General features: G+C 65.7%; 16 protein-coding genes and 1 tRNA gene. 6 read left to right on the plus strand and 11 right to left on the minus strand.

The annotated features are described in order from the left end of the window. Positions 1 to 51: 51 nt before the first annotated feature. From lysM to trmB, 4 genes are all read right to left on the minus strand, one after another. The gene (gene lysM, locus API01S_RS13580; protein WP_006215897.1) at positions 52 to 498 is read right to left on the minus strand and encodes a peptidoglycan-binding protein LysM; all 447 of its coding nucleotides are present in this window, start codon (positions 496 to 498) and stop codon (positions 52 to 54) included. 344 nt (positions 499 to 842) lie between these two features. Further along, on the minus strand, positions 843 to 1,043 hold the full coding sequence (gene thiS, locus API01S_RS13585; RefSeq protein ID WP_006215896.1) for a sulfur carrier protein ThiS: 201 nt from the start codon (positions 1,041 to 1,043) through the stop codon (positions 843 to 845). An 11-nt stretch (positions 1,044 to 1,054) separates the two neighbouring features. Then, the gene (pip, locus tag API01S_RS13590) at positions 1,055 to 1,996 is read right to left on the minus strand and encodes a prolyl aminopeptidase (protein ID WP_050729630.1); all 942 of its coding nucleotides are present in this window, start codon (positions 1,994 to 1,996) and stop codon (positions 1,055 to 1,057) included. Continuing rightward, positions 1,996 to 2,844 (minus strand): tRNA (guanosine(46)-N7)-methyltransferase TrmB, encoded by an 849-nt coding sequence (trmB, locus tag API01S_RS13595; protein ID WP_050729629.1) that lies wholly within the window; start codon positions 2,842 to 2,844, stop codon positions 1,996 to 1,998. The genes pip and trmB overlap by 1 nt, the downstream gene beginning before the upstream one ends. 185 nt (positions 2,845 to 3,029) lie before the next feature. Here trmB and API01S_RS13600 point away from each other — a divergent pair. Continuing rightward, positions 3,030 to 3,103 (plus strand) — tRNA-Gly (locus API01S_RS13600). A 120-nt stretch (positions 3,104 to 3,223) separates the two neighbouring features. Here the strand turns inward: API01S_RS13600 and API01S_RS13605 are convergent. From API01S_RS13605 to API01S_RS13620, 5 genes are all read right to left on the minus strand, one after another. After that, positions 3,224 to 4,492, minus strand: coding sequence for a type II toxin-antitoxin system HipA family toxin (locus API01S_RS13605; protein ID WP_050729628.1), 1,269 nt, complete (start codon positions 4,490 to 4,492; stop codon positions 3,224 to 3,226). Then, a complete protein-coding gene (locus tag API01S_RS28840) occupies positions 4,489 to 4,842 on the minus strand; it encodes a helix-turn-helix domain-containing protein (protein ID WP_006221851.1) in 354 nt (117 codons plus the stop codon). Before API01S_RS28840 ends, API01S_RS13605 begins: the two co-directional genes overlap by 4 nt. A 139-nt stretch (positions 4,843 to 4,981) precedes the next feature. After that, complete coding sequence (locus tag API01S_RS13610) at positions 4,982 to 5,881, minus strand: DMT family transporter (protein WP_050729627.1); 900 nt, start codon at positions 5,879 to 5,881, stop codon at positions 4,982 to 4,984. A gap of 174 nt (positions 5,882 to 6,055) precedes the next feature. Further along, positions 6,056 to 6,376, minus strand: a complete 321-nt coding sequence (locus API01S_RS13615; protein WP_082306074.1) for an EF-hand domain-containing protein — start codon at positions 6,374 to 6,376, stop codon at positions 6,056 to 6,058. 123 nt (positions 6,377 to 6,499) lie between these two features. Then, entirely contained in the window at positions 6,500 to 7,198 is a 699-nt protein-coding gene (locus API01S_RS13620) for a response regulator transcription factor (protein WP_050729625.1), read from the minus strand. A gap of 69 nt (positions 7,199 to 7,267) precedes the next feature. On the opposite strand from API01S_RS13620, the gene API01S_RS13625 reads away from it, so the two are divergent. From API01S_RS13625 to API01S_RS13640, 4 genes are all read left to right on the plus strand, one after another. After that, positions 7,268 to 9,325 (plus strand): sensor histidine kinase, encoded by a 2,058-nt coding sequence (locus API01S_RS13625; protein WP_061304805.1) that lies wholly within the window; start codon positions 7,268 to 7,270, stop codon positions 9,323 to 9,325. A 271-nt stretch (positions 9,326 to 9,596) separates the two neighbouring features. Further along, the gene (locus tag API01S_RS13630; protein ID WP_061304807.1) at positions 9,597 to 16,316 is read left to right on the plus strand and encodes a YDG domain-containing protein; all 6,720 of its coding nucleotides are present in this window, start codon (positions 9,597 to 9,599) and stop codon (positions 16,314 to 16,316) included. A 102-nt stretch (positions 16,317 to 16,418) separates the two neighbouring features. Further along, entirely contained in the window at positions 16,419 to 18,080 is a 1,662-nt protein-coding gene (locus API01S_RS13635; protein WP_061304809.1) for a ShlB/FhaC/HecB family hemolysin secretion/activation protein, read from the plus strand. A gap of 137 nt (positions 18,081 to 18,217) precedes the next feature. After that, complete coding sequence (locus API01S_RS13640) at positions 18,218 to 19,771, plus strand: argininosuccinate lyase (protein WP_061304811.1); 1,554 nt, start codon at positions 18,218 to 18,220, stop codon at positions 19,769 to 19,771. A 9-nt stretch (positions 19,772 to 19,780) separates the two neighbouring features. Here the strand turns inward: API01S_RS13640 and API01S_RS13645 are convergent, their stop codons facing one another. Next, positions 19,781 to 20,683, minus strand: coding sequence for a LysR family transcriptional regulator (locus API01S_RS13645; protein WP_061304813.1), 903 nt, complete (start codon positions 20,681 to 20,683; stop codon positions 19,781 to 19,783). A gap of 161 nt (positions 20,684 to 20,844) precedes the next feature. Between API01S_RS13645 and API01S_RS13650 the strand changes: the two genes are divergently transcribed. Then, positions 20,845 to 22,260 (plus strand): MFS transporter, encoded by a 1,416-nt coding sequence (locus API01S_RS13650; protein WP_061305562.1) that lies wholly within the window; start codon positions 20,845 to 20,847, stop codon positions 22,258 to 22,260. Here the strand turns inward: API01S_RS13650 and API01S_RS13655 are convergent. Further along, the gene (locus tag API01S_RS13655) at positions 22,257 to 23,666 is read right to left on the minus strand and encodes an NAD(P)/FAD-dependent oxidoreductase (protein ID WP_156487125.1); all 1,410 of its coding nucleotides are present in this window, start codon (positions 23,664 to 23,666) and stop codon (positions 22,257 to 22,259) included. The genes API01S_RS13650 and API01S_RS13655 overlap by 4 nt on opposite strands. Positions 23,667 to 23,750: the final 84 nt, after the last annotated feature.

The raw sequence follows: 23,750 nt of genomic DNA on the forward strand, positions 1-23,750 counted from the left end.
CAATCCGGAAAACGCATGGGTGTTCTCCGGCTTGTCGAATTCAATGCGCGTTCACGACAGCGGCGGAATGCGCAGCACCTGGCCCGGGTAGATCTTGTCGGGGCTGGTCAGCATGGGTTTGTTGGCTTCGAAGATCAGCGTGTTCTTTGCGCCCTGGCCCTTGCCGTACTGCGCTTCGGCGATCTTCCACAGGTTGTCGCCCTTCTGCACCGTATACATCTTGGCTTCCGGCGTGGCCTGCTTGGCCTTCAACTGGTTGTCCACCGCCGCCACGCCCACCGTGTTGCCCAGCGCCAGCGCAATCTTCTCGGCCGCTTCCGTGCTGGCCGCTTCGCCCGCAACGGTGACCTTGTCGCCATCCACCGTAATCTGCAAGCCGTCGGCGTTCAGGCCGTGCTTATCCAACTCTTTCTTCAACTCGTCCGCCGTCGCGGCCTTGGCCTCGCTGGCGCCGAAGAGCTTTTCGCCTACGTCCTTGATGAAATTGAGCAGACCCATAGTGTTTCCTTTATCTGTCCTGCGGTGAGAAAACCAAGTGCCTTCCTGGCGCGCGGCGAGGCAACATGCTTCTTGAAGCGTGCTTGCCGAGGCGCCAACAGCAACGATTATTACTCGCGCAATCCTCCCCAGACGAGAGGGCACGGTGTAACAGGTTGCTAGGAGCTTGCCAGACTACGCAACAATGCTCACCTCTTTGCACTGCGACTCGCGCGCTTGGCGCAAACCTCGTCGTGCAAGCCCTGTAATAAGGACAGCGCCACACGCGCGCCATGACAAAGGGCCGCTGATTTCAGCGGCCCTTCTTCAAGCGTTTGCAAAACGGCAAATGCGATGGAAGGCGATCAGCCCCCGCCCACGGCAACCACGATTTCGATCTGATCGCCATCGTTCAATGTGGTCTGCTCGTGCTGGCTCTTGGGCACGATCTCGCCGTTGCGTTCCACGGCCACCCGCTTGCCGGCATAGCCCAGCGTTTGCAGCAGTTCGATGACGGTAGTGTCCAGCGGAAATTCGCGCGCGTCGCCGTTCAGGGTGATGTGCATGTCAGGGGTCCTCACTGTTTTGCGTAAGCGTCGGTGGCGGCGATCAGGCGCGCCAGCGTGCCGGGTTCATCAAAGGCGTGGCCCGCGTCGGGCACCAGATGGAAGTCGGCCTCGGGCCACGCGCGATGCAGGTCCCAGGCAGTGCGCGCGGGCGTGCATACGTCGTAGCGGCCTTGCACGATGGTGCCGGGAATGCCACGCAGCTTGTGCGCGTCGCGGATCAACTGGCCTTCTTCCATGAAACCCGCGTTGAAGAAGTAATGGTTTTCGATGCGCGCAAACGCCAGCGCGGCACGGTCGGCGGCGTGGCTTTGCTGATGGCGGGGGCTGGGCAGCAAGGTGATGGTGCTGTCTTCCCACTTGCTCCACGCCTTGGCTGCGCGCAATTGCTCGGCCGGGTCATCGCCCGTCAGGCGCTTGTGATACGCCGTCACCAGATCGCCGCGCTCGGCTTCCGGAATGGGCGCCAGGTATTCTTCCCAGCGATCCGGAAACAGCCACGATGCGCCTTCCTGATAGAACCACTGGATTTCCGCGCGCCGCAAACCGAAGATGCCGCGCACGACCAGTTCGCTGGTGTGCGCGGGATGCGTCTCTGCATACGCCAGCGCCAGTGTCGAACCCCACGATCCGCCGAACACCAGCCATTTCTCGGCGCCCATGATCTCGGTGCGCAGGCGCTCGATGTCGGACACCAGGTGCCAGGTCGTGTTGTTCTCCAGGCTGGCGTGCGGCTTGGAACGGCCACAACCGCGCTGATCGAACAGCAGCACGTTGTAGCGCTGCGGATCGAACAGTTGGCGATGCACGGGCGAACAACCGCTGCCAGGTCCGCCGTGCAGGAACACCGCGGGCTTGCCGTTCGGATTGCCCGACATTTCCCAATAGATCTGGTGTCCGTCTCCGGTATCCAGCATGCCGTGGCGGTAAGGTTCGATCGGCGGATAGAGCATCAGGCGACTCGCTTGAAGATCAGGTCCCAGACGCCGTGGCCCAGACGCAGGCCGCGTGTCTCGAATTTGGTCAGGGGGCGGTAATCGGGGCGCGGCGCGTAGCCGTCGACCGTATTGGCCAACAGCGGCTCACCGCTGAGGACTTCCAGCATCTGCACCGCGTAGTCTTCCCAGTCCGTGGCGCAATGGATGTAGCCGCCCGGCGCGATGCGGCTGGCCAGCAGCGACACGAACGCGGGTTGCAGGAGGCGGCGCTTGTGGTGGCGCTTCTTGGGCCACGGATCCGGAAAGTACACGTGTACGCCAGCCAGCGAGTCCGGCGCGATCATGTCACGCACGACCTCCACGGCATCGTGCTGAATGATGCGCAGGTTCGAGATGTTCGAATCTTCGATGCGGCGCAGCAGCGAGCCCACGCCGGCATTGAACACTTCCACGCCCAGGAAGTTGTCGTCGGGGCGTGCCAGCGCGATCTTCTCGGTGGTCTCGCCCATGCCAAAGCCAATCTCAAGCACCGTCGGCGCTTGGCGGCCAAACGCGGTGGCCGGGTCAAGGCGGCGCGGCGCATACGGGATGGACCATTCGCCCATCAGGCGTTCCAGCGCGGCCAATTGACCTTGGGTGATGTGGCCGCGGCGATGCACGAAGCTGCGGATATGCGTCGCGCCCGGGCTGTTCGGCGCATGGGCAGTGCTGGCCAGCGCGGCCTGGGTTTCAGCGGAAACGGAGGAGGGCGCGGCAGTGGCAGCAGCAGCGGATGCCGGCGCAGCGGCGGCGATGTCGGCGGTCGTGTCGGAGGTGTTCACGGGGGGCGTCGCGGGCTTGTCCGCGGGGTTGTTCGTATTCATAGCCCCGAATTGTAGTGGCAGGGGCCGCGCGCCGGAGTCGGCTGGATGGACTAAATTAGGGACGGCTTAATCCGGCACGATTTGGCGGATGCGCGGCCACGCCGAAAATCCCGCATCTGAACGCGAAAAACCCGCGCTATAATCGCCGACTCTGCCGTGGCCCCGCGCCTCGGCACGACACCCGAGCGGGTGTAGTTCAATGGTAGAACGGCAGCTTCCCAAGCTTCATACGAGGGTTCGATTCCCTTCACCCGCTCCAATCACTCTCCCTGCGCGTGCTTTCCCATGTCGATGGGGCGTCGATGCTTGAGCATGGCGCTCCCGGATTCGCCTGCCGGACAAGCGCAAGCCCCCTGACAAGAATTACATGGGGGCGTACTCAAGCCCGGCCCGCTTCCGCGCGGAACTCCGCGTGCGCCGAGAAGGCGCTTGCTGTCAGCTCAATGTCCGCGCCCGCAATGCCAGCCCGACGCGCCGCGTCCCGCCAACCATCGACCGCTGCCGCGACTTCTTCAATTACCTGACGAGCCTGGTCATCGCGCATTCCATAGAAAGCCGCAGTGCCCAGAACCGTCGTCAAGCTCGGCCGATTGTCCACATCGTCGATGTTCAGGACATGCTCGGCTTTATCGATGTTCGGATTGACATCGAACGCCGGAGCAAGACGCCACCCCGTCTTGCCAAGCACGAAGCCGTGATTGCGCAAATGATCGTCGCGGCTGCCGACCGCGACGTTGAATGCCACGCGACGCAATAGCTGCGCCAAGTCCGAGCCTGCATGATCCGCATCTCCCTGGGCGCGGATGAACTGGGCCAGTTCCAGGTAGCTCGTGCCCTCGCTCTGCGCTCTGCGCAGCAGCGTCATTGCGGACGCATAGAAGCGCCGGGCGCCAGACACGCGATCGAACCTTTGCACGCAGAAAGTGTGAAAGTCGTTGCCCAACTTGATCAGCTTTGCAGGCGGCACCTCTATGCGGGCATTGCGTGCTAGTTGGTGAACGACATACTCCCACGCCCCGACATCGCGGTCATCGTCGCGGGCGGGGAACTTGGCGATCCAAAGCGAGCCGTCGGCTTGCGTGAAGTTGGCCTTCGGCCTGGCCCCGCCCAACGAGGCTCCTGGTGCGACGAGCACCGTCAACCATCTGCGCAACGCGTCCAGGTCGTCGATGCGCCGGCTGCTGAGTTGATAGGCCACGGCTTCCAGTTCGCGCAGACTTGTCACGGGGGGCGCTGCCAGCTTCTCGTCACCGAGGAATGTCTCCGTGCCCGGCAGGCGAAAGCGCAACGCACCTTGGCGCGTCTGGTCCTGGACGCCGATCAGGAAGTCCCAGGCATAAAGGGTGCGCAGGGGACGCTTTTCGTCCTTGGCCTGCAGGGCCTCGCGGCGCTTCATGAGCGTTTGGCCCCAGCGGTCAGGCGACGAGTCCAGAAAAATGCCGAAATTGCCCAGTTCCGGTTTCGGAAAGAAGGGATGCTCGTCCAAAGACAGATCGGGGTCCAACGCGAAGGCGCGGGGTTCTTTCAGCCAATCCCGTTCATAGTGAAAGCGGATCTGGCCTCGGTCATGGGCAAGCGTGCCGACCAGACTTGCTGGGCCAAGGTCATCGTCCAGCCAGACTTCCAGGACGTTATTCAGCTTTCTCATGCAGATTCCTCGCCATCGGAGTCGGGCGGCGAGGGAGTCCTTTTTCGCTTGGGGCGCGGCGGTGGCTCAAGTGCCAGATCCTGCAACTTGCGTCCGATCCGATCGTCTGCGGCCAGCAGCTTGAGATCGTCTTCAAGACCCAGTACGGCCAACACTCGGACATAGGTCCCCAATGTGGCGCCTGGGTCGCCGGCCTCGACTTTGTACACCGTGGTTCGGGACACCCCAGCTCGCTGCGCCACCACCGTATTGCTCAACTTGCGCCGCTTGCGAGCCAGGCGCAGCCGTTCACCCAGCTCAGAGAGTAGGCGTTGCTCTTGCGGAAAGACGACGGGTGGTTTGCGAGGCATGTCCGCTATTAAAGTCAAAAAATAGAAATTTTGTCCATAATAAAGGAAATATATACGTTTTGATCTGCTAATTCTTACAAGCCTCAAGCTCCCAAGCTCCAGCCGATCCGCGGCATCGCGCGCCTTGCCAGCCACCGCGCTAAGGCAACCCCGCCTTACCCGCCAGCGGCCGCGCGCGGGTTGCGCTGCCCAGGATCAGCAGCGTCGAGACGATGATCATTGCCGCCCCGAGCAGCACGGCGGGCGTCAGCGCTTCTCCCAGGAAGGCGACGCCCCAGACGATTCCGAATAGCGGAGTCAGGAACGCGACCATCATCGCGCGCGCCGGACCGATGTCGCGGACCAGGCGGAAATAGAGCAGAAAGCCCAGTCCGCTGCTCAACACGCCCAGGCCCAGTACGTTGAGCGCGATGTTCAGATCCACCTGTCCCTGCGGGGGCGCGACGAACCAGAAGGGCAGCAGCGCCACGGCGGCGAACAATTGCGCGCAGCCAGCCGACTCCAGCGGATTGACATGCGAGGCGCAGCGCTTGATGTAGATGCCCGCGCTCGCGTACGAGGCGGCGGCGGCCAGACAGGCCAGGATGGCGGAGACGAAGGATGCCGAGGCGGCCATGGGCGGACCGACGCCGGTGATCGTGGCCACGCCGAGCAGTCCCAGGAGCAGGCCGACGCCCTTGGTCCGCGTCATCGAATCGCCCAGCCATAGCACCGAGAATACGGTTCCGAATAGCGGCGTCGTGGCGTTGATGATGGCGGAGTACGACGCCGGAATGTGCTGGGCCGCGTACGAGAACATCAGGAAAGGCAGGCCGACGTTGAAGGCGCCCACGATGGCGTATTGACGCCAATGCGCGCGCCAGCGGGGCTTGAACCGGATCAGCGCGAAGTACAGCAGCAACACGCCCGCGCCGATCGCCACGCGCAAGTCCGCCGTCACGACGGGCCCCAGCACGGGCTCCACCACGCGCATGAAAATGAACGACGCTCCCCAGACGGCGCTGAGCACCAGCAGCCGCAACCAATCCCCACCGCGCATGATTATTCTCCTGGTCTTGCCTGAAGCCTGCGCCGGGTCGGCCCGATCCTGGCGCGGCTCGCCGTGCGATGCCGGCGGCTAGCGCCGGGCGCGCGTCGGATGTCCAACTTCAGGCGATCCAACGTGCGGCGCGCATCGCTGTCCGGACGTCCGCGCAACCGGACCCAACGCATCTCATTGTGCAAACCGCCGCATCGCGTGTGCGATGTATTCGGCCTTGCTGATCCGCCCGTCCCCATCGGCGTCCATGGCGGCCAGTTGTTCGTCCGTCATTTCTTTCACGAGGATTCCGTTGCTGAGGTAGCCGTCCGCGTTCAAATCTTGTTTGTTGAACGCGCGCTCCATTTGCGCCCGGTAGTCTGCGGCCGTCACGACCGCATCGGGGGGCGCGGGCTGCGCGATGGCCTGGGCAGCCGGCACGGCCAGCATGAGCACAAGCGCCAACGCGCGAACAGGTGGCTTCATCGTTTTCCTCTGCAGGTTCAGCGACGCCATATCGTAAGCCAATCGCAGTCAGGCCGCGCCGCATGGAGTGATAACGCAGACACGCGTCACGGGCACCGCCCCGGCCCACGCCAACCGCGCCTCTGCGCTGAAAAGCGGCGCGGGCTTTTAGCGCTAGGCCACCACCAGCGCCGGTTGATAGAAGCAATAACCGCTGCTGCGCAACGTCTTGACTGGCAGCGTCTGCCCGCTCGCGTCTTCCACGCGGCGGCGCAGCCGGCGCATCTGGGTATCGAGCCGCCGCTGGTCGTAATCAAGAAAGTCAAAGCCGAGTGCTTCGATGATCTGGCGGCGGCTGATGTTTTCGCCGGCCTGGCTCATCAGGCAGCGCAGCACGATCAGGTCCTGGTGCGACAGCGACACGGGGGGCGCGTGCGGGATGATCAAGCGGCGCGGGCCCACTTCCAGCGTCCAGGCGCTGGGGGCGGCCTGGGCCGGCGCTTGTTGCAGCCCCAGCCGGCGCACCAGCGCCGACAGCACTGCCGCCAATTCGTCCAGGTCGCAGCCCTTGCCCAGGTAATGATCGGCGCCGATGCCCAGGCCCGAGATGCGGTCCGCGCTGGTCTGGCGCGCACTGAGCACCACGATGCCGACCTGCTGGCCTTCCTGGCGCAGCCGTTGGATCAGGTCCAGTCCGCAACCATCGGGCAGGCCGATGTCGATGATGGCCAGGCGATGGCGGGCGGCGTCGAAATGATGATCGAATTCGCGCAGGCTGGAGACGCAGCGCGGCGCATAGCCCAGCTCTTCCAGGAACTCGCCCAGCTCTTGGCGCAGCACCGGTTCATCTTCGAGCAGGATGACGTCAAGCATGCGGACTGCCTGCCGGAACTTCGTGTGAGGGGTGGTGTAATCTGCGTGGCTGCACGGGATTGCGACTTGATGAAACGGAAATATTACCCCACGCTCTGGGCATGGCTGGCGCTGTTTACGCTGGGCGTTATTGCCGCGATGGCGGGCGTAGCAACGGCGCATGCCGAGCCGTTGCGGCTGGATGCGAAGGCGCCTTTCGTGGATGCGGCAGGCCACCTCGAACGCCTGAACGACCCATCGGGCGCGTTGACGGCAAGCCAGGCGGGCCAGGCCCCCGGCTGGACGCCGCTGCCCGGCAGCCTGAGCGCAGGTTTCACTTCCGACACGGTATGGATGCGCCTGCCCTTGCAGGTCGACGACGTGCCGCGCGGCGGCTGGATGCTGCGCCTGAGCAATTCCTTGCTGGACGATGTCAGCATCTATCTGGCCGATACCGATGCCGGCCCATGGACCTTGCTGGGCCGCAGCGGTGAAGACGTGCCGCGCCGCAATTGGCCGGTGGATTACCGCAGTCCCGTGATTCAGTTCGACCCGCCCGCGCCGGGCGCCTACGTGATCCTCGCGCGGCTGCAAAGCAAGAACGCCGTGGCCACCCGGTTCGAAGTCTGGCAGCGGCTGGCGTTTGATAACCAGTCACGCCGCGAGGGCCTGTTGTTCGGCCTGTACTTCGGCTTCTACCTGCTGCTGATCTGCGTGCACGCCGTGTTCTGGTGGGCCACGCGCGCGCCCATGAGCGGCCTGTTCCTGGCCTACATCGGCAATTGTGTGTTCAACGAGGTCATGTCGCTGGGCCTGGTGCAGCAGTTGACGGGCCTGCCCGTGCAGTGGAGCGACCGGATGCTGGGCGTGGGCATCGCCGTCAGCCTGCCGGTGGCCTTGCGTATCGCCTTCGCGCAGTTGAACCTGGCGGCGCTGTATCCGCGTGCCGTGCGCGCGACAGAGGCGATTTTCTGGGGCATCGCGGCGGCGTGTTCAACCCTGGTCGTGACCGGAAATTATGCCTGGGGCATCCAGCCGGTCCAGGTGTTGGCGCTGGGCTTGATCGTCGGTTTTTCGGCGTTGGCGGTGTACCTGCTGAAGAAGGGCTGGCGGCCAGCGCGCCTGTTTGCGTTGGCGTTCGGTGTGTTCTATTTCAGCGTGCTGATCGCGTTCCTGCGCAACCTGGGCGTGCTGCCCGTCAACGCGTTCACAGAATACGTATCCACGGCGGGCACCATGCTGCATATGCTGCTGCTCAGTCTCATCATCGTGGGGCGTCACGAACGCCAGCGCCGTGAAAAAGAACGCGAACAGGCGAACCTCGCGGCGGACCTGGCGCGCCAGCACAGCCACCGGCTGGAACAGGAAGTGGCGCTGCGCACGATTGAAATGCAAGGCGAAATCCAGCGCCGCGTGCAGTTGGAAGACGAGCTGCGTTCGTCGCTGGAATCCGAGCGCCGTGTGTTTGCCGAGCAGCGTGAATTCGTCGCCATGGTGTCGCACGAATTCCGCACGCCGCTGGCGATCATCACCACGTCCGCGCAGCAGTTGGGCCGCAATCTGAGCGCGCCGGTGGAAAAGAGCCTGGCGCGTTGCGGCAACATCCGCGAAGCCGCCATGCGCCTCTTGGCGCTGGTGGACGAATACCTCACGCACGACCGCATGCGCGAACCCAGCGCGGCGCTGCGGCTCACGCAGTGCGACCTGCTGGCGCTGCTGGCCGACCTGGACCGGGAGTTTCCCGCCGGACGCATCCAGTGCGTCTATGGCCAGGGCGACCAGGTGCTGCTCAGTGATGCGGGCATGCTGCGCATTGCCTTGCGCAACCTGCTGGCCAATGCCGACAGGCACTGCCCGCCGGGGCGCGCGGTCCGCGTGACGCTGCGCGAGGAAGCCGATGTCATGCACATCGAAGTCGCCAACTCGGGCGACCGCATCCCCTCCGCCGAACAGCAGCGCCTGTTCCAGAAGTACTACCGTGGCCCGAACGCCATGCGTCATCCCGGGGCGGGGCTGGGCTTGTATCTGGTCCGGACGATCGCCGAGCGCCTGGGCGGCACGGTATTCCTCAAGAACGGAGGCGGGTCCGAGCCCGTTTGTTTCTGCCTGAGCCTGCCCCGTCATCGGGCGAGCGACGCGCTGGCGTAACCCCGTCCTCTGTCTCCGCCTCGACGGGTTCGCTTGTCGACATCCGACAATGTGTTGCGCAGCCGCATCAATATGTATCTGCCTTGATTTTCAAGGCGAACACAACTTGCGCGCATCTTCTGGCTATGTCTGCTTACACCGAAAATTTACAGGGCAGACTCAGCCAAATCTCAGAATTGCTTAGATTTGCTCAGATTTGAGGACGCAATCATCGGTATATTTCAGCAGCGAAATTTACAAATTGTGACGCTGCCCGTTTCAGGAATATCCCATGAAGAAGCCCTCCCTCAATCACGTATTCCGCCTGGTCTGGAATGACGCCCTGGGCGTTTACGTCCCGGTTGCCGAACACGCCAGCGCCCGTCGCAAACGCAACGCCTCCAGCGCCGCCGCTCTGAGCGCCGCGCTGCTCTTGTCCGGACCGGCGCTTGCCGCGGACCTGCCCACGAGCGGCAACGTGGTGGCGGGGTCGGGCTCGATCAGCCAGAACGGCACGTCGATGACGATCAACCAGCAGACCGGCAAGATGGCCATCGACTGGCAGGGCTTTTCGATCGGCAAGGGCAACAGCGTCACATTCAACCAGCCGGGCCGCGATGCGGTCGCGCTGAACCGGGTGCTGGGCCCCGACGTGTCGGTGATCCAGGGTGCGCTCAATGCCAACGGGCAGGTGTTCCTGGTCAACCCGAACGGGGTCGTGTTCACGCCGACCGCGCAGGTGAACGTGGGCGGCATCGTGGCCAGCACGCTCAATATCAGTACGCAGGACTTCATGGCCGGCAACTACCGGTTTGAAGGCGCCAGCAGCAACGCCATCGTCAACCAGGGCAACATCACCGCAGCGGCGGGCGGCAGCATCGCGCTGATCGCGGCCAAGATCACCAACACCGGCAACCTGACCGCCGACAAGGGCAACGTCCTGATGGGCGCGGGCAGCCGCGTGAAGCTGGACCTGGGCGGCCCCGTCAAGATCGAAGTGGAACAAGGCGCGATCGACGCGCTGATCGAGCAGGGCGGCGCCATTCGCGCCGACGGCGGCGTGGTCTACCTGACCGCCAAAGCGGCGGGCGACCTGGCCAGCACCGTCATCAACCACACCGGCATCACGCAGGCCAAGACCCTGGCCACCGGCGAGAACGGCAAGATCGTGCTGCTGGGCGACATGGTCAACGACCGCGTGGCGGTGGGCGGCACGCTGGACGCCAGCGCGCCCAACGGCGGCAAGGGCGGCTTCATCGAAACCTCGGCGGCCAAGATCAGCGTCGCGGCGGGCGCGGTCATCTCGACCAAGGCCGTCAGCGGCCAGCATGGCAACTGGTTGATCGACCCCACCGACTTCACGGTCAGCGCGGGCGCGGGCAGCGCGAGCGACAGCGGCATCGGCGCGGACACGCTGGCAGCCAGCCTGAACAGCAGCAACGTCGAACTGCGCACCGTCGATGCCGGTAACGATGCGGGCAATATCAACGTCAACGCCAGCGTGAAGTGGAGCGCCAGCACCAAGCTGACGCTCAGCGCGCATGGCGATGTGGTGATCAATGCACCGATCACGGCCACGGGCGCGGCCGCCGGGCTGGAAATCAACGTCGGGGGCTTCCAGCAACGCGGCTGGTCGTCGGGCGGCAGCTACGCCGCCAATGCGCCGGTGACCTTGAGCGGCGCGCAGTCCACCTTCAAGTCGAACGGGCAGGAATACACCATGCTGCGTTCGGTCCAGGACTTTCAGTCACTGAACTGGCTGGGCTATGGCTTTTACGCCCTGGCGCAAGACCTGGACCTGACTGGCATGATCTTCTCGGGCTCGCTCGTGGGCAACCTGCAAGGCACGCTGGCCGGCCTGGGCCACAACGTCGACAACCTCACCATCAACGCAGGCAACGGCCATTCGGCGGGCCTGATCGGCACCATCGCTGAAAGCGCCGTCGTGCGCGACCTGACGTTGCGCAACGCAAACGTCACGGGCGGCAGCGACCTGGGCACCCTGGCGTCAGCCAACTTGGGCACGATCCGCAACGTCTCGGCCTCGGGCAGCGTGACCGGCACGTCGACGCTGGGCGGCCTGGTGGCAAGCAACTACTCCATCATCACCGGTTCGAATGCGCGCACGTCGGTGACGAGCACGACAAAAAGCTATTTCCTGGGCGGGCTGGCGGGCATCAACGGCGCCAATGCGACGTTGGACAACGTCTACGCCACGGGGAACGTCAGCGGCGCCAGCACTGACATGGGCGGCCTGGTGGGCGCCAACCTCGGCGTGATCCGCAACGCCTACGCCACCGGCGATGTCACTGCGGCGGCTGATAGCAGTGGAACCGGCATCGGCGGGCTGGCAGGCACGGCGCGCGACAACAGCATCATCTCGAACGTGTACGCCAGCGGACGCGTCGTCGCCAGCGGCCACACCGGCGGCGTGGTGGGCCTGAACAACGGCGTCAACATCACGCTGCAAAATGCGCAGTGGGACCCCGCCTCGACTGGCCAGGCCAACGCTGTCGGCGGTGGCGGCGACGCGACAGGAGCTTTGTCGGTAGCCAACCCGTACTCGTACACGTCCTATGGCAACCTGGGCACCTGGTCGCAGGTGCCGGGAGCCGAGAACGTCTGGGTGGCCAAGGACGGCGCGGGCAAGGCGCAGTGGATTATGCTCGACGGCTTCACGCGTCCCTTCCTGGCCAGCGAATACAGCCTGGCGGTGTCGAACGATCACCAGTTGCAGTTGATGGCCTACAACCTGGGCGCCAACTACAACATCGTCCGCGACATCGACGCCAAGGCGACGTCGGTGGTGGGCAGCGGCATGTGGAACGTGAACGGCTTTACCCCGATCGGCGTTTATTCCGAGTTCACGGGTAGCCTGAACGGCAACGGCCACACGATCGCCAATCTGAACGTCGGCAACTATGGCGCCTTCGCCGGTCTGTTCGGCATCATCGGCGCCGCGGCTACTGTGCAGAACGTGGGCCTGACCAACGCCACTGTCAACAGCTTTACGCAAGCGGGCGGGCTCGCGGGCATCAATTACGGCACCATCAACAACACCTATTTCAACGGCACCGTGCGCGCCGATGGCCTGGGCGGCGGTATCGGTGGCCTGGTGGGCATGAACTTCGGCACCATTTCGAATTCCTATTCGTCGGGTGTCGTGTCGAACAACATGCCTTTGGTTGGCCAGATGGGCGGTCTGGTGGGCTACAACGCCGGGACGATCAACAAGTCTTACACGACCACCACGATCTCCAATCAATTCTTCATGCCGGGCGTGGGCGCCTTGGTGGGCTATAACATCGGTACCGTGAACGACAGCTTTGCCGCCAGCACGGACGCGGCCGGCTTGCCGGTCTCGCCGATGCCCTTGCAACTGGTCGCAAGCAACGGCGGCGTCGTCAGTGCAAGCAGCGGCATGAAGACCTACGAGCAACTGGGCCAGCTGTCCACATTCACCGACGCGGGCTGGAATATCGACACCATCGGCGGCACGGATTCGATCTGGCGCATGTACGAAGGCCAGGGCGGTCCCCTGCTGCGCAGCTTCCTCAAGCAGGTCACCGTCAGCCTGGCCGACAAGGTCTATGACGGCCAGGTCAGCGGCGGCGCGGGCTACATTTCCTCCAATCCCAACGCGACGTTGGGCGGCAGCATCAACTACATCACCAACTCCAAGAACGCCGGCACCTATCGCCAGGAAGATGGTTCGCTGACCGTCACCGGCGGCCTGTACTCCAACCAGCAAGGCTACGACGTCATCTACGCCGACAACCTGAGCCTGACCGTTCAGAAGAAGGGCGTGGCGGCGCTGCTTTCGGGCCAGGACAAGGTCTATGACGGCACGACCAATGCCACGTTGACGGCGGCGGCCATCACCGGCTATGTCGCAGGCGATGAGCTGGGCGGCACGGGCAGCGGCACGTTCTCGGACAAGAATGCGGGCGCTGGCAAGTCGATCACCATCAACACCTACGGTTTGTCCGGCGCGGATGCCGACAACTACTTCATCGCGACGCTTATCCCCGGCACCGCATCGGCCTCCATTCTTGCCCGCCAGATCACTGGCGAACTGACAGCTACCGACAAGGTGTACGACGGCACGACGTCCGCCAACTACTCGGGCTGGCTGTCCGGCCCGCTGGGTAGCGACAACGTGATGGTCGCCAGCAATTTTGCCGACAAGAACGTGGGCCAGCAAAAGCAGGTCACCTACAGCCTGGCGGGCGCCGATGCCGGCAACTACGTGCTGGCCGGCAACCTTGCGCTGGGCAGCTCGGCCAGCATCACGCCCAAGACCCTGACCGGCATCATCACCGTTGCCGACAAGGTCTATGACGGCACGACGGTGGCCACCATCGACGGCCACATGACGGGTGGCATGGTGGCGGGCGACAACGTGTGGATTTCCGGCACGGGTACGTTCTCGGACAAGAACGTGGGCGTCTCCAAACTGGTTTCGGTGAGCAGCGCGCTGTCGGGCGAAGACGCCCAAAACTACGTGATCTCGGCCAACGAAACGGCCGCCGCCAGCATCACGCCCAAGACCTTGACGGGCGCGATCACCGCCGCCGGCAAGACCTACGACGGCACCCGTGACGCCACCGTTTCGGGCGAACTGAGCGGCGTGGTCCAAGGCGATGCGGTGACGATGTCCAGCTCGGGCCTGTTCGCCGACAGGAACGCCGGCGTGGGCAAGCGGGTCGACGTCGTCGCCGAGCTGTTCGGCAACGATGCCGGCAACTACGTGCTGTCGCATAACGAGACCACCTCCGCGACCATCGCACGCAAGATGCTGACCGGCGCCATCACGGCCTCGGGCAAGACGTATGACGGTTTGCTGACCGCCAGCACGAGCGGAACGCTGGACGGCAAGATCGCCGGCGACAACGTGACGCTGTCCACCAGCGGCGCCTTCGGCGACAAGAACGTCGGCGTGGGCAAGCTGGTCAGCGTCAACGGCGTCCTGGTGGGCGCGGACGCGGATAACTACAGCGTCTCTACCAACACCAGTTCCATCGCCACGATCACCGCACGCCAACTGACCGGCGCGCTGGGCGCGCTGGACAAGACCTACGACGGCAACCAGGAGGCCGTGGTCACCGGCGCGGGCAGCCTGAACGTGGTGCAGGGCGACGCGTTGACCGTGTCGGGCAGCTTCAGCGACAAGAACGTGGGCGCCGGCAAGTCGGTGGCCTACGCCATCAGCGGCGCTGATGCCGGCAACTATGCGCTGGGCGACGGCGTGGTCCAGCTCAAGGCCAGCATCACGCAGCGTGACCTCAGCGGCGCCATCACCGCGTCGGGCAAGATCTACGACGGCAGCCTGGCGGCCAGCACCAACGGCAGCCTGGATGGCGTGCTGCTGGGTGATGTGGTTTCCCTGTCCACCACGGGTTCGTTCCTGGACAAGAACGTAGGCAACGGCAAGACCGTGAACGTGAGTGGCTCCCTGTTGGGTCTGGACGCCGGCAACTATCGCCTGTCGACCAATGCCACGACCACCGCGAACATCACGCCCAAGGCAATCAGCGGCGCGTTGACGGCGGCCAGCAAGGTCTATGACGGTTCGCGCGATGCCGCGACGTCGGGCACGCTTACCGGCGTGGTCAACGGCGACAACGTGGGCGTCAGCGGCACGGGCCAGTTCTCCGACAAGAACGTGGGCAACGGCAAGGCCGTGGCCGTAGCCGGTCTGTTGACCGGCGCGGACGCCGGCAACTACCTGCTGACCACCAACACCACGACGCAGGCGAACATCACGCCCAAGGCCTTGACGGGCGCGATCACCGCTGCCGGCAAGACATACGACGGCACCACCGCCGCCGAAACCTCGGGCGCGCTCAATGGCGTGGTCGAGGGCGACCTGGTTGCGCTGTCGACGCTGGGCGCGTTCTCCGACAAGAATGCAGGCGTGGGCAAGCAGGTCAATGTCAGCGGCGCGCTGGTCGGTGGTGACGCGGGCAACTACACCGTCACCTCGAACAGCACCACGCTGGCCACCATCACGCCCAAGACTCTGACGGGCGCGCTCTCGGCCGCTGGCAAGGTCTATGACGGCAACACCGTCGCAACCGTGGGCGGAGCGGACTCGATCAACGGCATCGTCGAAGGCGATTCGTTGGGCGTGGCGGGCACGTTCGCCGACAAGAACGCCGGCGAACGCAAGGCCGTGGCCTTCTCGCTGACGGGCGCCGACGCAGGCAACTACGTGCTGAACGCCGCGAATGCGCGCGCCACCATCAGCCAACGCGTGCTGGCCATCATCGGCACCACCGTCTCGGACAAGACCTATGACGGCAGCACGGCGGCGCAAGCCAATGCCGGTTCGCTCGCCAACCTGGTCGAAGGCGAAACGCTGGGCGTGGGCGCAACGGCGCAGTTCGACAGCGCCAACGCCGGCAAGCGCAACGCGAATGTCAGCTACGCCCTGTCCGACACGGGCAGCGGCCTGGCCGCCAACTACGTGCTGGCCGATACGCAGCACCAGGCCGACATCGGGCGCCGCGCGATCACCGTCGTGGCGGACGACAAGACCAAGCGCGCGGGCGATGCGGACCCGGCGCTGACTTGGCGCGTTGCGCAGGGCAACCTGATCGGCAACGACACGCTGGCCGGCGCGCTGAACCGCGCGCTGGGCGAGACCGCGGGCAACTACGCGATCAGCGCCAATGGCCTGTCCAACAGCAACTACCTGGTCGCCGCGCAGGATGGCACGCTGGTCATCAGCAACGCCGTGCAGCCTGACAGCCGCCGCGAGTCGGCGCTGTCGTCCGCGCAGTGGTTGCAGGCCGCCGTGGGCAACGCCAATTCGACGCCGCCCAACCTGACGGGCGATCTGAACTACGTGCCGGTCAGCTCCAACTCGCAAAACCAGAATCAGAACGGCAACGCGCAACCCGCGCCGAACGCAGGCCAGGGCGCGCGCGCCATGCAAGGCCCCGCGCAGGTGCTGGTGATCGACGGCGGCATCCGCCTGCCCGAAGGCCTCGTGCAGGGCAGCCTCTGATCCCGACACGCTGACCCGTCCATTTCAATCTTTCCGCATGCCGGCGCCTGCGACCCCAAGGGGTCGCGGGCAGCCGCTACGAACACCTGATTTCACACGATCATGACGCTAGCTTCTTTTACCGCCCGCCCGCATTACCTGGCCCTGGCGCTGGCCGCGCTGCTGCCCTCGGCGGTCATCGCCCAGCAAATCCCCAACGCCGGCCGCGTGCTTCAGGAACAGGCGACCGAACCGCAACCGCCCGCGCCGTCGCCCGAACTGAACCTGAGCAGCCCCATCCCCGGCACCGTCGCGCCCGGCGGCCCGAGCGTCAGCGTGACCCGCGTCGACCTGACGGGCAACCAGGCGTTCCCGTCGGCGCAACTGCTGGCGCAACTGGGTGACTACGAAGGCAAGCAGTACGACATGGCCGGCATGCAAGGCCTGGCCAACCAGCTGACGCGCTACTACCACAATGCCGGCTACCCGTTCGCTCGCGTCTACCTGCCGGCTCAGGGCCTGGAAGGCGGCGTGCTGCGCCTGCAAGTCGTCGAGGGCCGCTACGGCGAGGTCAAGGCCGAGGGCGATGCTGCGCTGACCGCGCGCGCGCAGTCCTACCTGAGCCCGCTCAAGTCGGGCGACATCATCGAAAGCGCGCCGCTGGAACGCGCGGCGCTGTTGCTGTCGGACCTGCCCGGCGTGACCGCCAGCCCGCTGATCCGTCCGGGCCAGCAGATGGGCACGGGCGACCTGGTGGTGCAGGTTGAGCGCGGCGACCGCGTCAATGGCAGCGTGGGCCTGGACAACCAGGGCAACCGCTATACCGGCCAGTACCGCGCCAACGCCGCCCTGGCGATCAACAGCCCCTTCATGCTGGGCGACCAGATCACGCTGCGCGCGCAACGCACCAGCGAAGCGCTGAACTACGGCGACGTGGGCTATAGCGCGCCGCTGGGCAGCTCGGGCCTGCGCGGCCGCATCGGCTACGGCTACACCGGCTACGAGCTGGGCAAGGAATTCTCGGACCTGGACGCGCACGGCACCGCCAAGGTCGCCAGCGCGGGCTTGAGCTATCCGCTCATCCGCTCGCAAAGCCGCAACCTGACGTTGGGCATCGACTTCATGCACAAGAAGTTGCGCGACGATTACCGCGCCGCTGAAATCGTGCAGAACAAGTTTTCCAACAGCGTGCCGATCGCCGCGCAGTTCGACGTGCGCGACAGCCTGGGCGGCGGCGGCCTGACCTACGGCGCGCTGACCTGGACGCCCGGCACCTTGAAGCTGGATGGCGCGCTGGCAACGGCCGATGCACTCAGCGCCAACACGGCCGGCCATTACAACAAGCTGAATCTGGACATCGCCCGCATCCAGGCGATTTCCTCGCGCTGGAGCCTGTTTGGCCGCTTCAGTGGCCAGTGGACCAACGACAACCTGGATTCGTCCGAAGACTTCGGCCTGGGCGGCCCGGCCGGTGTGCGCGCCTATCCCGTCGGCGAAGGCTATGGCGACCGAGGCTGGTTGACGCAGCTGGAAGTGCGTTACGCGGCAGGCGCGGTCACCCCGTTCGCCTTCTATGACGCGGGCCGCGTGCAGATCTCGGCCCACCCGTGGCAGGCCGGCGAGAATTTCCGCCAGGTGGCGGGCGCGGGCGTGGGCGCACGCGTGGCGGTGGCCGGCTGGCGTGGCGAGGCCACGGTGGCATGGCGCACCGATGGCGGCGCGCCGCAGTCCGACAGCCGCGACCACAAACCGTTGTTCTGGGTAAGCGCGCAGTACCTGTTCTAGGCCAGCGCGCCGGCTTCGCCCCTGCCTTGTGATGGCAGGGGCTTTTTTTTGCCCGCGCGGCCTATCCGTATAAGCCGGGGTTTGCGCGCGGAGGGCTTTTCCATAAACTGGCTGGCCCACCCCATAACGAGAACGCCATGAGACAGAGTCTTCCCAGCCTGGGCGCCGCCCTGGTTTTGTCAGCGTGCGCGCACGCCGCGCTGGCCCAGCCGGCGCCCGCCGCCGCGCCCGCCAACGCCGCTGCCGCCGCCGCCCCGACACCGCGCGATCCCTTCTTCTGGTTGGGTGAGATGAACAAGGCCACCACCGTCATCAATACCGACGAAGGCCTGCTCGACAAGTCCATGGCGCCGCGTCTGGCGGCCGGCGTGGCCAAGGTCATCCACGACGGCAACCAGCCGGGCGCCAAGCGCCCCGCCACGGTCATCACGTTCGAACCGCTGTTGATCAAGGCGGCCGGCGAAGACATCACCTTGCTGCACGCGGGTCGCTCCAGCCAGGACATGCACGCCACCTACCGCAGCGCCATCCTGCGCGACAAGCTGCTGGATCTGGCGGACCAGCTGAACAAGACCTCGACCACGCTGGTGGAACTGGCGGCCAAGCATGCGGGCACCGTCGTGCCCAACTACACCAATGGCGTGGCCGCGCAGCCCAACAGCTATGGACACTACCTGCTGGGCCAGGCGGCCGGGCTGGCGCGCGATGCGCAGCGCATCCGCGAAGCCTATGTGCGCATCGACCGCTCGCCGATGGGAACCACCGTGCTGAACGGCACCAGCTGGCCGCTGGATCGCAAGCGCATGGCGCAATACCTGGGCTTTGAAGCGCTGGTGGACAACGCCTACGATGCGTCGCAGATTTCGTCGATGGACCAACCCGTCGAGGTCGCTTCCATCGTGACCAGCATCGCGCTGCGCACCGGAAATTTCGTTGAAGACGTCATGACGCAGTACGCGCAGTCGCGTCCGTGGATCCTGCTGGAAGAGGGCGGCGGCAACACCTATGTGTCCAGCGCCATGCCGCAAAAGCGCAACCCCGGCCTCTTGAACGACACCCGCAGCGACGCGTCTACCGCCATCACGCTGGCGATGGGGCCCGTCATCCAGACGCACAACATCACGCCCGGCATGAGCGACCCGAAAGACGTGAAGCAGAATTCCGCGATGGTCGACAGCGGCATCTCGGCGCTCAAGCGCTGGGACCGCGTCTTGCGCGCCATGGTCATCAGCCCCGACCGTGCGCTGGAAGAGTTGAACAGCGATTGGACGGCTTCGCAGGAACTGGCCGATGTGCTGATGCGCAAGTACAAGCTGCCGTTCCGCGATGGCCACCATTTCGCCTCGGAAGTGGTCAGCTACGCCAAGGTCAACAACATCAAGCCGCTGGACTTTCCGTATGAGCAGGCGCGCCGCATCTATGCGGACGCCATGAAGGATTCCAAGTACGGCACTGAACTGCCCATGAGCGAAGCGGAATTTCGCGCCACGCTGGACCCCGTGGCCATTGTGAAGAACCGCGCGACCATCGGCGGTCCGCAACCGGCGGAAATGGACCGCATGCTGAAAGAGGCGCGCGAGCAGCTGGCGTCGCAAGGCAAGTGGATCAAAGAACGCCGCGACCACATCAACCAGTCGTTGGCTAGCCTGGACAAAGCGTTCGACGCGTTGGCGGCCAGCGCATCGAAGTAGGTCTACGCGTTACGGGCCGGGGGCCGCTTGCACGGCCTCCAGCATGCAGCCGCGCAGCCAGCGATGCGCGGCGTCGGCATCCATGCGCGGATGCCAGAGCATCGACACGGTGATGGGCGACATGGCAAAGGGCAGCGCGAAGGTGTGCATGCCCGCACGCAGGCCGCCCGTGTGCCGTTCGGGCACGGTGGCGATCAGGTCCGAACCGCGCGCAAGCGCCAGCGCGGCGGAAAAGCCGCTTACGCTGGTGGCGATGTCGCGCTGGCGGCCCGTGGCGGCCAGCGCGTCGTCCACCAAGCCGCCGTCGCGGTCGCGCCGCGTGATCAGGATGTGGCGCGCGTTGGCGTAACGAACCAGCGTGATCTTGCCGGCGCTCAACGGATGGCCCGCGCGCATCGCGCCGACGAAACGGTCTTTGAACAGGGCGCGCGTGCGCAGTTCGGGACTGGCTTCATCGCCCACCACGCCGGTTTCCAGATCAACGCTGCCTTCGCGCAGCGGGGTGCTGTCCTTGTCGGTCTTTTGCACGAAGCGCAGCCGCACGCCGGGCGCTTGTTGCGCGGTGCTGGCCAAGAGGCGCGGACCGAAGTTCTCGACAAAGCCGTCGCTCATGCGCAGCGTGAAGGTACGCGTCAGCTGTCTCAGGTCCAGCTGCGCGACGGGCCGCAGCACTGCTTCCACATCCTGCACCAAGCCGTGTACCTTGCCGCGCAACTCCAGCGCGCGCGGCGTCGGCACCAGCCCGCGACCGGCGCGCACCAGCAGCGGGTCGCCCGTGGTGTCGCGCAGCCGCGCCAGCGCGCGGCTCATGGCAGACGGACTCAGATGCAAGCGGCGCGCGGCGCGCGCGACACTGCCTTCGTCCAGCAGCACGTCCAGGGTGATAAGCAGATTCAGATCGGGATGGCTCATTCGGCAAACGTAGCATGGGCGAGCGTGGCCCGGGAAGTTTGGCATGGCGTCATATGCAGGTATTCAATGCAAATGCTGCGCCTTCCGCCTGGTCACTATCGCGCCTAGCATGGGTTCCGGGGCGTCGTGTTGACGCTCCGCGTTCCTTGCAGGTCACGATCATGTCTACCGCCACCTCTGCCGTCCCCGTCTCCGCCAGACCCTCCCCGCGCCTGCTGGCGTGCCTGTCCCTGAGCATGTTGCTGCCCGCGCTGGGCGCCAGCGTCGCCAACGTGGCCTTGCCAACCTTGGCGCAGGCATTCGGTGCGCGCTTCCAGGACGTGCAGTGGGTGGTGCTGGCGTACCTGCTTGCCATCACCACGCTGATCGTCAGCGTGGGGCGTCTGGGGGACCTGCTGGGGCGGCGGCGGCTGATGCTGGCGGGTATCGGGCTGTTCACGGTGGGCTCGCTGGCTTGCGGCGCAGCGCCGGGGCTGGGCGGCTTGATCGCCGCGCGCGCCGTGCAGGGCCTGGGCGCGGCCATCATGATGGCGTTGACGCTGGCGTTTGCCAGCGACGCCGTTTCCAAAGAGAAGACCGGCAGGGTGATGGGATTGCTGGGCACGATGTCGGCGGTCGGCACCGCCTTGGGACCCACGCTGGGGGGACTGTTGATCGGGGACTGGGGCTGGCCGTCGATCTTCCTGATCAATCTGCCCTTGGGCGTGTTGGCGTTCGCTCTGGCGTGGCGCTACCTGCCTCGCGATGAGACGCGTCCTGCACAAGCGCGTGCGCGCTTCGATGTGCAGGGCTCGGCGTTGCTGGCCTGCGCTGTTGCAGCCTATGCACTGGCGATGACGGCCGGTGGCGGTTTCGGCCAGACGCGCGCTGCGTTGCTGGCGGCCGCCGTGCTGGCGGGCGTGGCCTTCGTGCGAGGGCAGGCCCGCTCGGCCTCGCCGCTCATCCGGCTGGCGTTGTTCCGCCAGCCGGCGCTGGGCGCGGGCGTGGCGACGAATGGGCTGGTGTCCACCGTGATGATGACCACGTTGGTGGTCGGCCCCTTCTACCTGGCGGGCGCATTGGGACTGGACGCCGCGCGGACCGGGCTCGTGATGTCCTGCGGCCCCGTCGTCGCGGCGTTGGCGGGCGTGCCGGCAGGGCTGGCGGTGGACCGCTATGGCGCGCAGCGCGTCATGCAGGCCGGCTTGCTGGCGATGACGCTGGGCGCGGCGCTGTTGCCCTGGGTGCCGGCAAGCGTCGGCATGGCGGGATACATCGCGCCGCTTGCCATCATCACCAGCGGCTATGCGCTGTTTCAGGCCGCCAACAGCAGCGTCGTCATGGCCAGCGCGCAGCCCGATCAGCGCGGAGCGGTGTCGGGCTTGCTGAACCTGTCTCGCAACCTGGGCTTCATTACGGGCGCATCGCTGATGGGCGCGGTGTTCGCGTGGGCCACCGGCGCGGATGATATGCGGATGGCCTCGCCCGCCGCGTTGGCGGCGGGCATGCGGTGGACCTACGCGCTGGCCGTGGCGCTGTTGCTGACGGCGCTGTCCGCCGCCGCCCGGGGCCGCCAGCACGCGCGCGTGCCGGCCTAGAACGACACCATGTCGGCCGGGTTGAGAATGCCCATCACGCCCAGCGCGCCCTTGATCAGCGGGATCGCCACCGGCGACAGATGGCGGCCCAACGGAATGCCGGCGTGGTCAAAGCGCGTCAGCATGGCGTAGTCGGAATTGCGCCCGGTCAGGTCGTCGCTGATGGCGCGGCCGATGCGTACCGTTTGCGCCACGCCGTGGCCGCTCCAGCCATGCACCATGTACACCGGCACATCGCCCGCGCTCTTGCGGCTGTCGGTCGCGCCGTTCAACGTCAGGTCGCTGATGCCGCTCCAGGAGTATTCCAGCGCCGGATTTTCCAGCTGCGGAAACACGGTCTTGATGCGGTCCAGCAGGTAGTTGTTGACGTCGCGCGGCGACCACGAGTTGCCGGTGCCCTGGCCGCCGAACAGCAGCCGGTTGTTGCGCACGGGGCGGTAGTAGTCGATTTGCAGCTGCGTGTCGTAGACGGGCAGGCCCGACGGGATCAACGCGTTCAAGGTGTCGCCCAGCGGCGGGGTGACGGCCACGTAGGTGAAGAAGGGCACGGTGGTGGAGCTGCCCGGCATGAATTGGAACGTGGCGCTGTGTACGGCCAGCACCACGGCGCGGCGCGCCCGGATGGTGCCTTGCGCCGTGGTCACGCGCGTGTCGCCCGGGGCTTCTTCGATGGCCTGCGCGGCGGTGTTGTCGTACACGCGGCCGCCCAGCTTGACGAAGGCGTGGATCAATCCACGCAGCAGCGCCAGCGGTTGCACCTGTCCGCCGCCGCTATCGATCGCCGCGCCGAAATAGATGTCGGACTTCACGTACCGGTCTTTCAGTTCGTGCCGGCCGATGATCTTGACGGCTTCATCGCCCAGCCGGCGGCGCGCGTCGGCGTTTTCGACCAGCGCGCCCATGTGGCCGCCGTGTACCGCCGCCGTGACGTGGCCGCGCCTGCGGTCGCAGTCAAAGCCGTAGCGGTCGCGCAGGCCGTCCACGGTTTCCATGGCTTCAACCGACGCAAAGCGCCACAGCCGACGCGCGTCGTCCAGCGGCAGCTTGTCCAGCATGGTGCCGGCTTCCCAGCGCGCCAGGCCGGGTGTCATCTGGCCGCCGTTGCGTCCCGAGGCCCCCGAGCCGATGTGATCTTTTTCGATCAGCACCACGTCCACGCCGGCTTCTGCCAGATGCAGCGCCGTGGACGCGCCCAGCAGGCCGCCGCCGATGATGACGACTTCGCAGTCCAGGTCGCCGGGCAAGGTGCCAAACGCGGGCCACTCGGACAGCGAGGCCTCGTAATAGTTGGCGGGCATGGGGTCGGTGGGTTGGGCGTCGCGGCGCCAGTTCCAGATGCGCGGATCGATGCCCAGGCGCGTGGGTGTCGGTTGCGCGTCGTGCAGCAGTCGGGCGGGGGGCAGCATGGCGTCGTGCGGCGGGACGCTGGCGTTCGCGTTGGTCAGGGCGCGTGCGGTCGCGGGCCACAGGCCCAGCGCGCCCACTGCCGA

Origin of the sequence: Achromobacter piechaudii NBRC 102461 (assembly GCF_001571245.1) — a bacterium.
In the GTDB taxonomy this organism is placed as follows: Bacteria; Pseudomonadota; Gammaproteobacteria; order Burkholderiales; family Burkholderiaceae_B; genus Achromobacter; species Achromobacter piechaudii.

Coding starts and splice junctions, on each gene's coding strand:
- lysM (WP_006215897.1), bottom strand. CDS start 498: ATGGGTCTGCTCAATTTCATCAAGGACGTAGGCGAAAAGCTCTTCGGC.
- thiS (WP_006215896.1), bottom strand. CDS start 1,043: ATGCACATCACCCTGAACGGCGACGCGCGCGAATTTCCGCTGGACACT.
- pip (WP_050729630.1), bottom strand. CDS start 1,996: ATGCTCTATCCGCCGATCGAACCTTACCGCCACGGCATGCTGGATACC.
- trmB (WP_050729629.1), bottom strand. CDS start 2,844: ATGAATACGAACAACCCCGCGGACAAGCCCGCGACGCCCCCCGTGAAC.
- API01S_RS13605 (WP_050729628.1), bottom strand. CDS start 4,492: ATGAGAAAGCTGAATAACGTCCTGGAAGTCTGGCTGGACGATGACCTT.
- API01S_RS28840 (WP_006221851.1), bottom strand. CDS start 4,842: ATGCCTCGCAAACCACCCGTCGTCTTTCCGCAAGAGCAACGCCTACTC.
- API01S_RS13610 (WP_050729627.1), bottom strand. CDS start 5,881: ATGCGCGGTGGGGATTGGTTGCGGCTGCTGGTGCTCAGCGCCGTCTGG.
- API01S_RS13615 (WP_082306074.1), bottom strand. CDS start 6,376: ATGGCGTCGCTGAACCTGCAGAGGAAAACGATGAAGCCACCTGTTCGC.
- API01S_RS13620 (WP_050729625.1), bottom strand. CDS start 7,198: ATGCTTGACGTCATCCTGCTCGAAGATGAACCGGTGCTGCGCCAAGAG.
- API01S_RS13625 (WP_061304805.1), top strand. CDS start 7,268: ATGAAACGGAAATATTACCCCACGCTCTGGGCATGGCTGGCGCTGTTT.
- API01S_RS13630 (WP_061304807.1), top strand. CDS start 9,597: ATGAAGAAGCCCTCCCTCAATCACGTATTCCGCCTGGTCTGGAATGAC.
- API01S_RS13635 (WP_061304809.1), top strand. CDS start 16,419: ATGACGCTAGCTTCTTTTACCGCCCGCCCGCATTACCTGGCCCTGGCG.
- API01S_RS13640 (WP_061304811.1), top strand. CDS start 18,218: ATGAGACAGAGTCTTCCCAGCCTGGGCGCCGCCCTGGTTTTGTCAGCG.
- API01S_RS13645 (WP_061304813.1), bottom strand. CDS start 20,683: ATGAGCCATCCCGATCTGAATCTGCTTATCACCCTGGACGTGCTGCTG.
- API01S_RS13650 (WP_061305562.1), top strand. CDS start 20,845: ATGTCTACCGCCACCTCTGCCGTCCCCGTCTCCGCCAGACCCTCCCCG.
- API01S_RS13655 (WP_156487125.1), bottom strand. CDS start 23,666: ATGCTGCCCCCCGCCCGACTGCTGCACGACGCGCAACCGACACCCACG.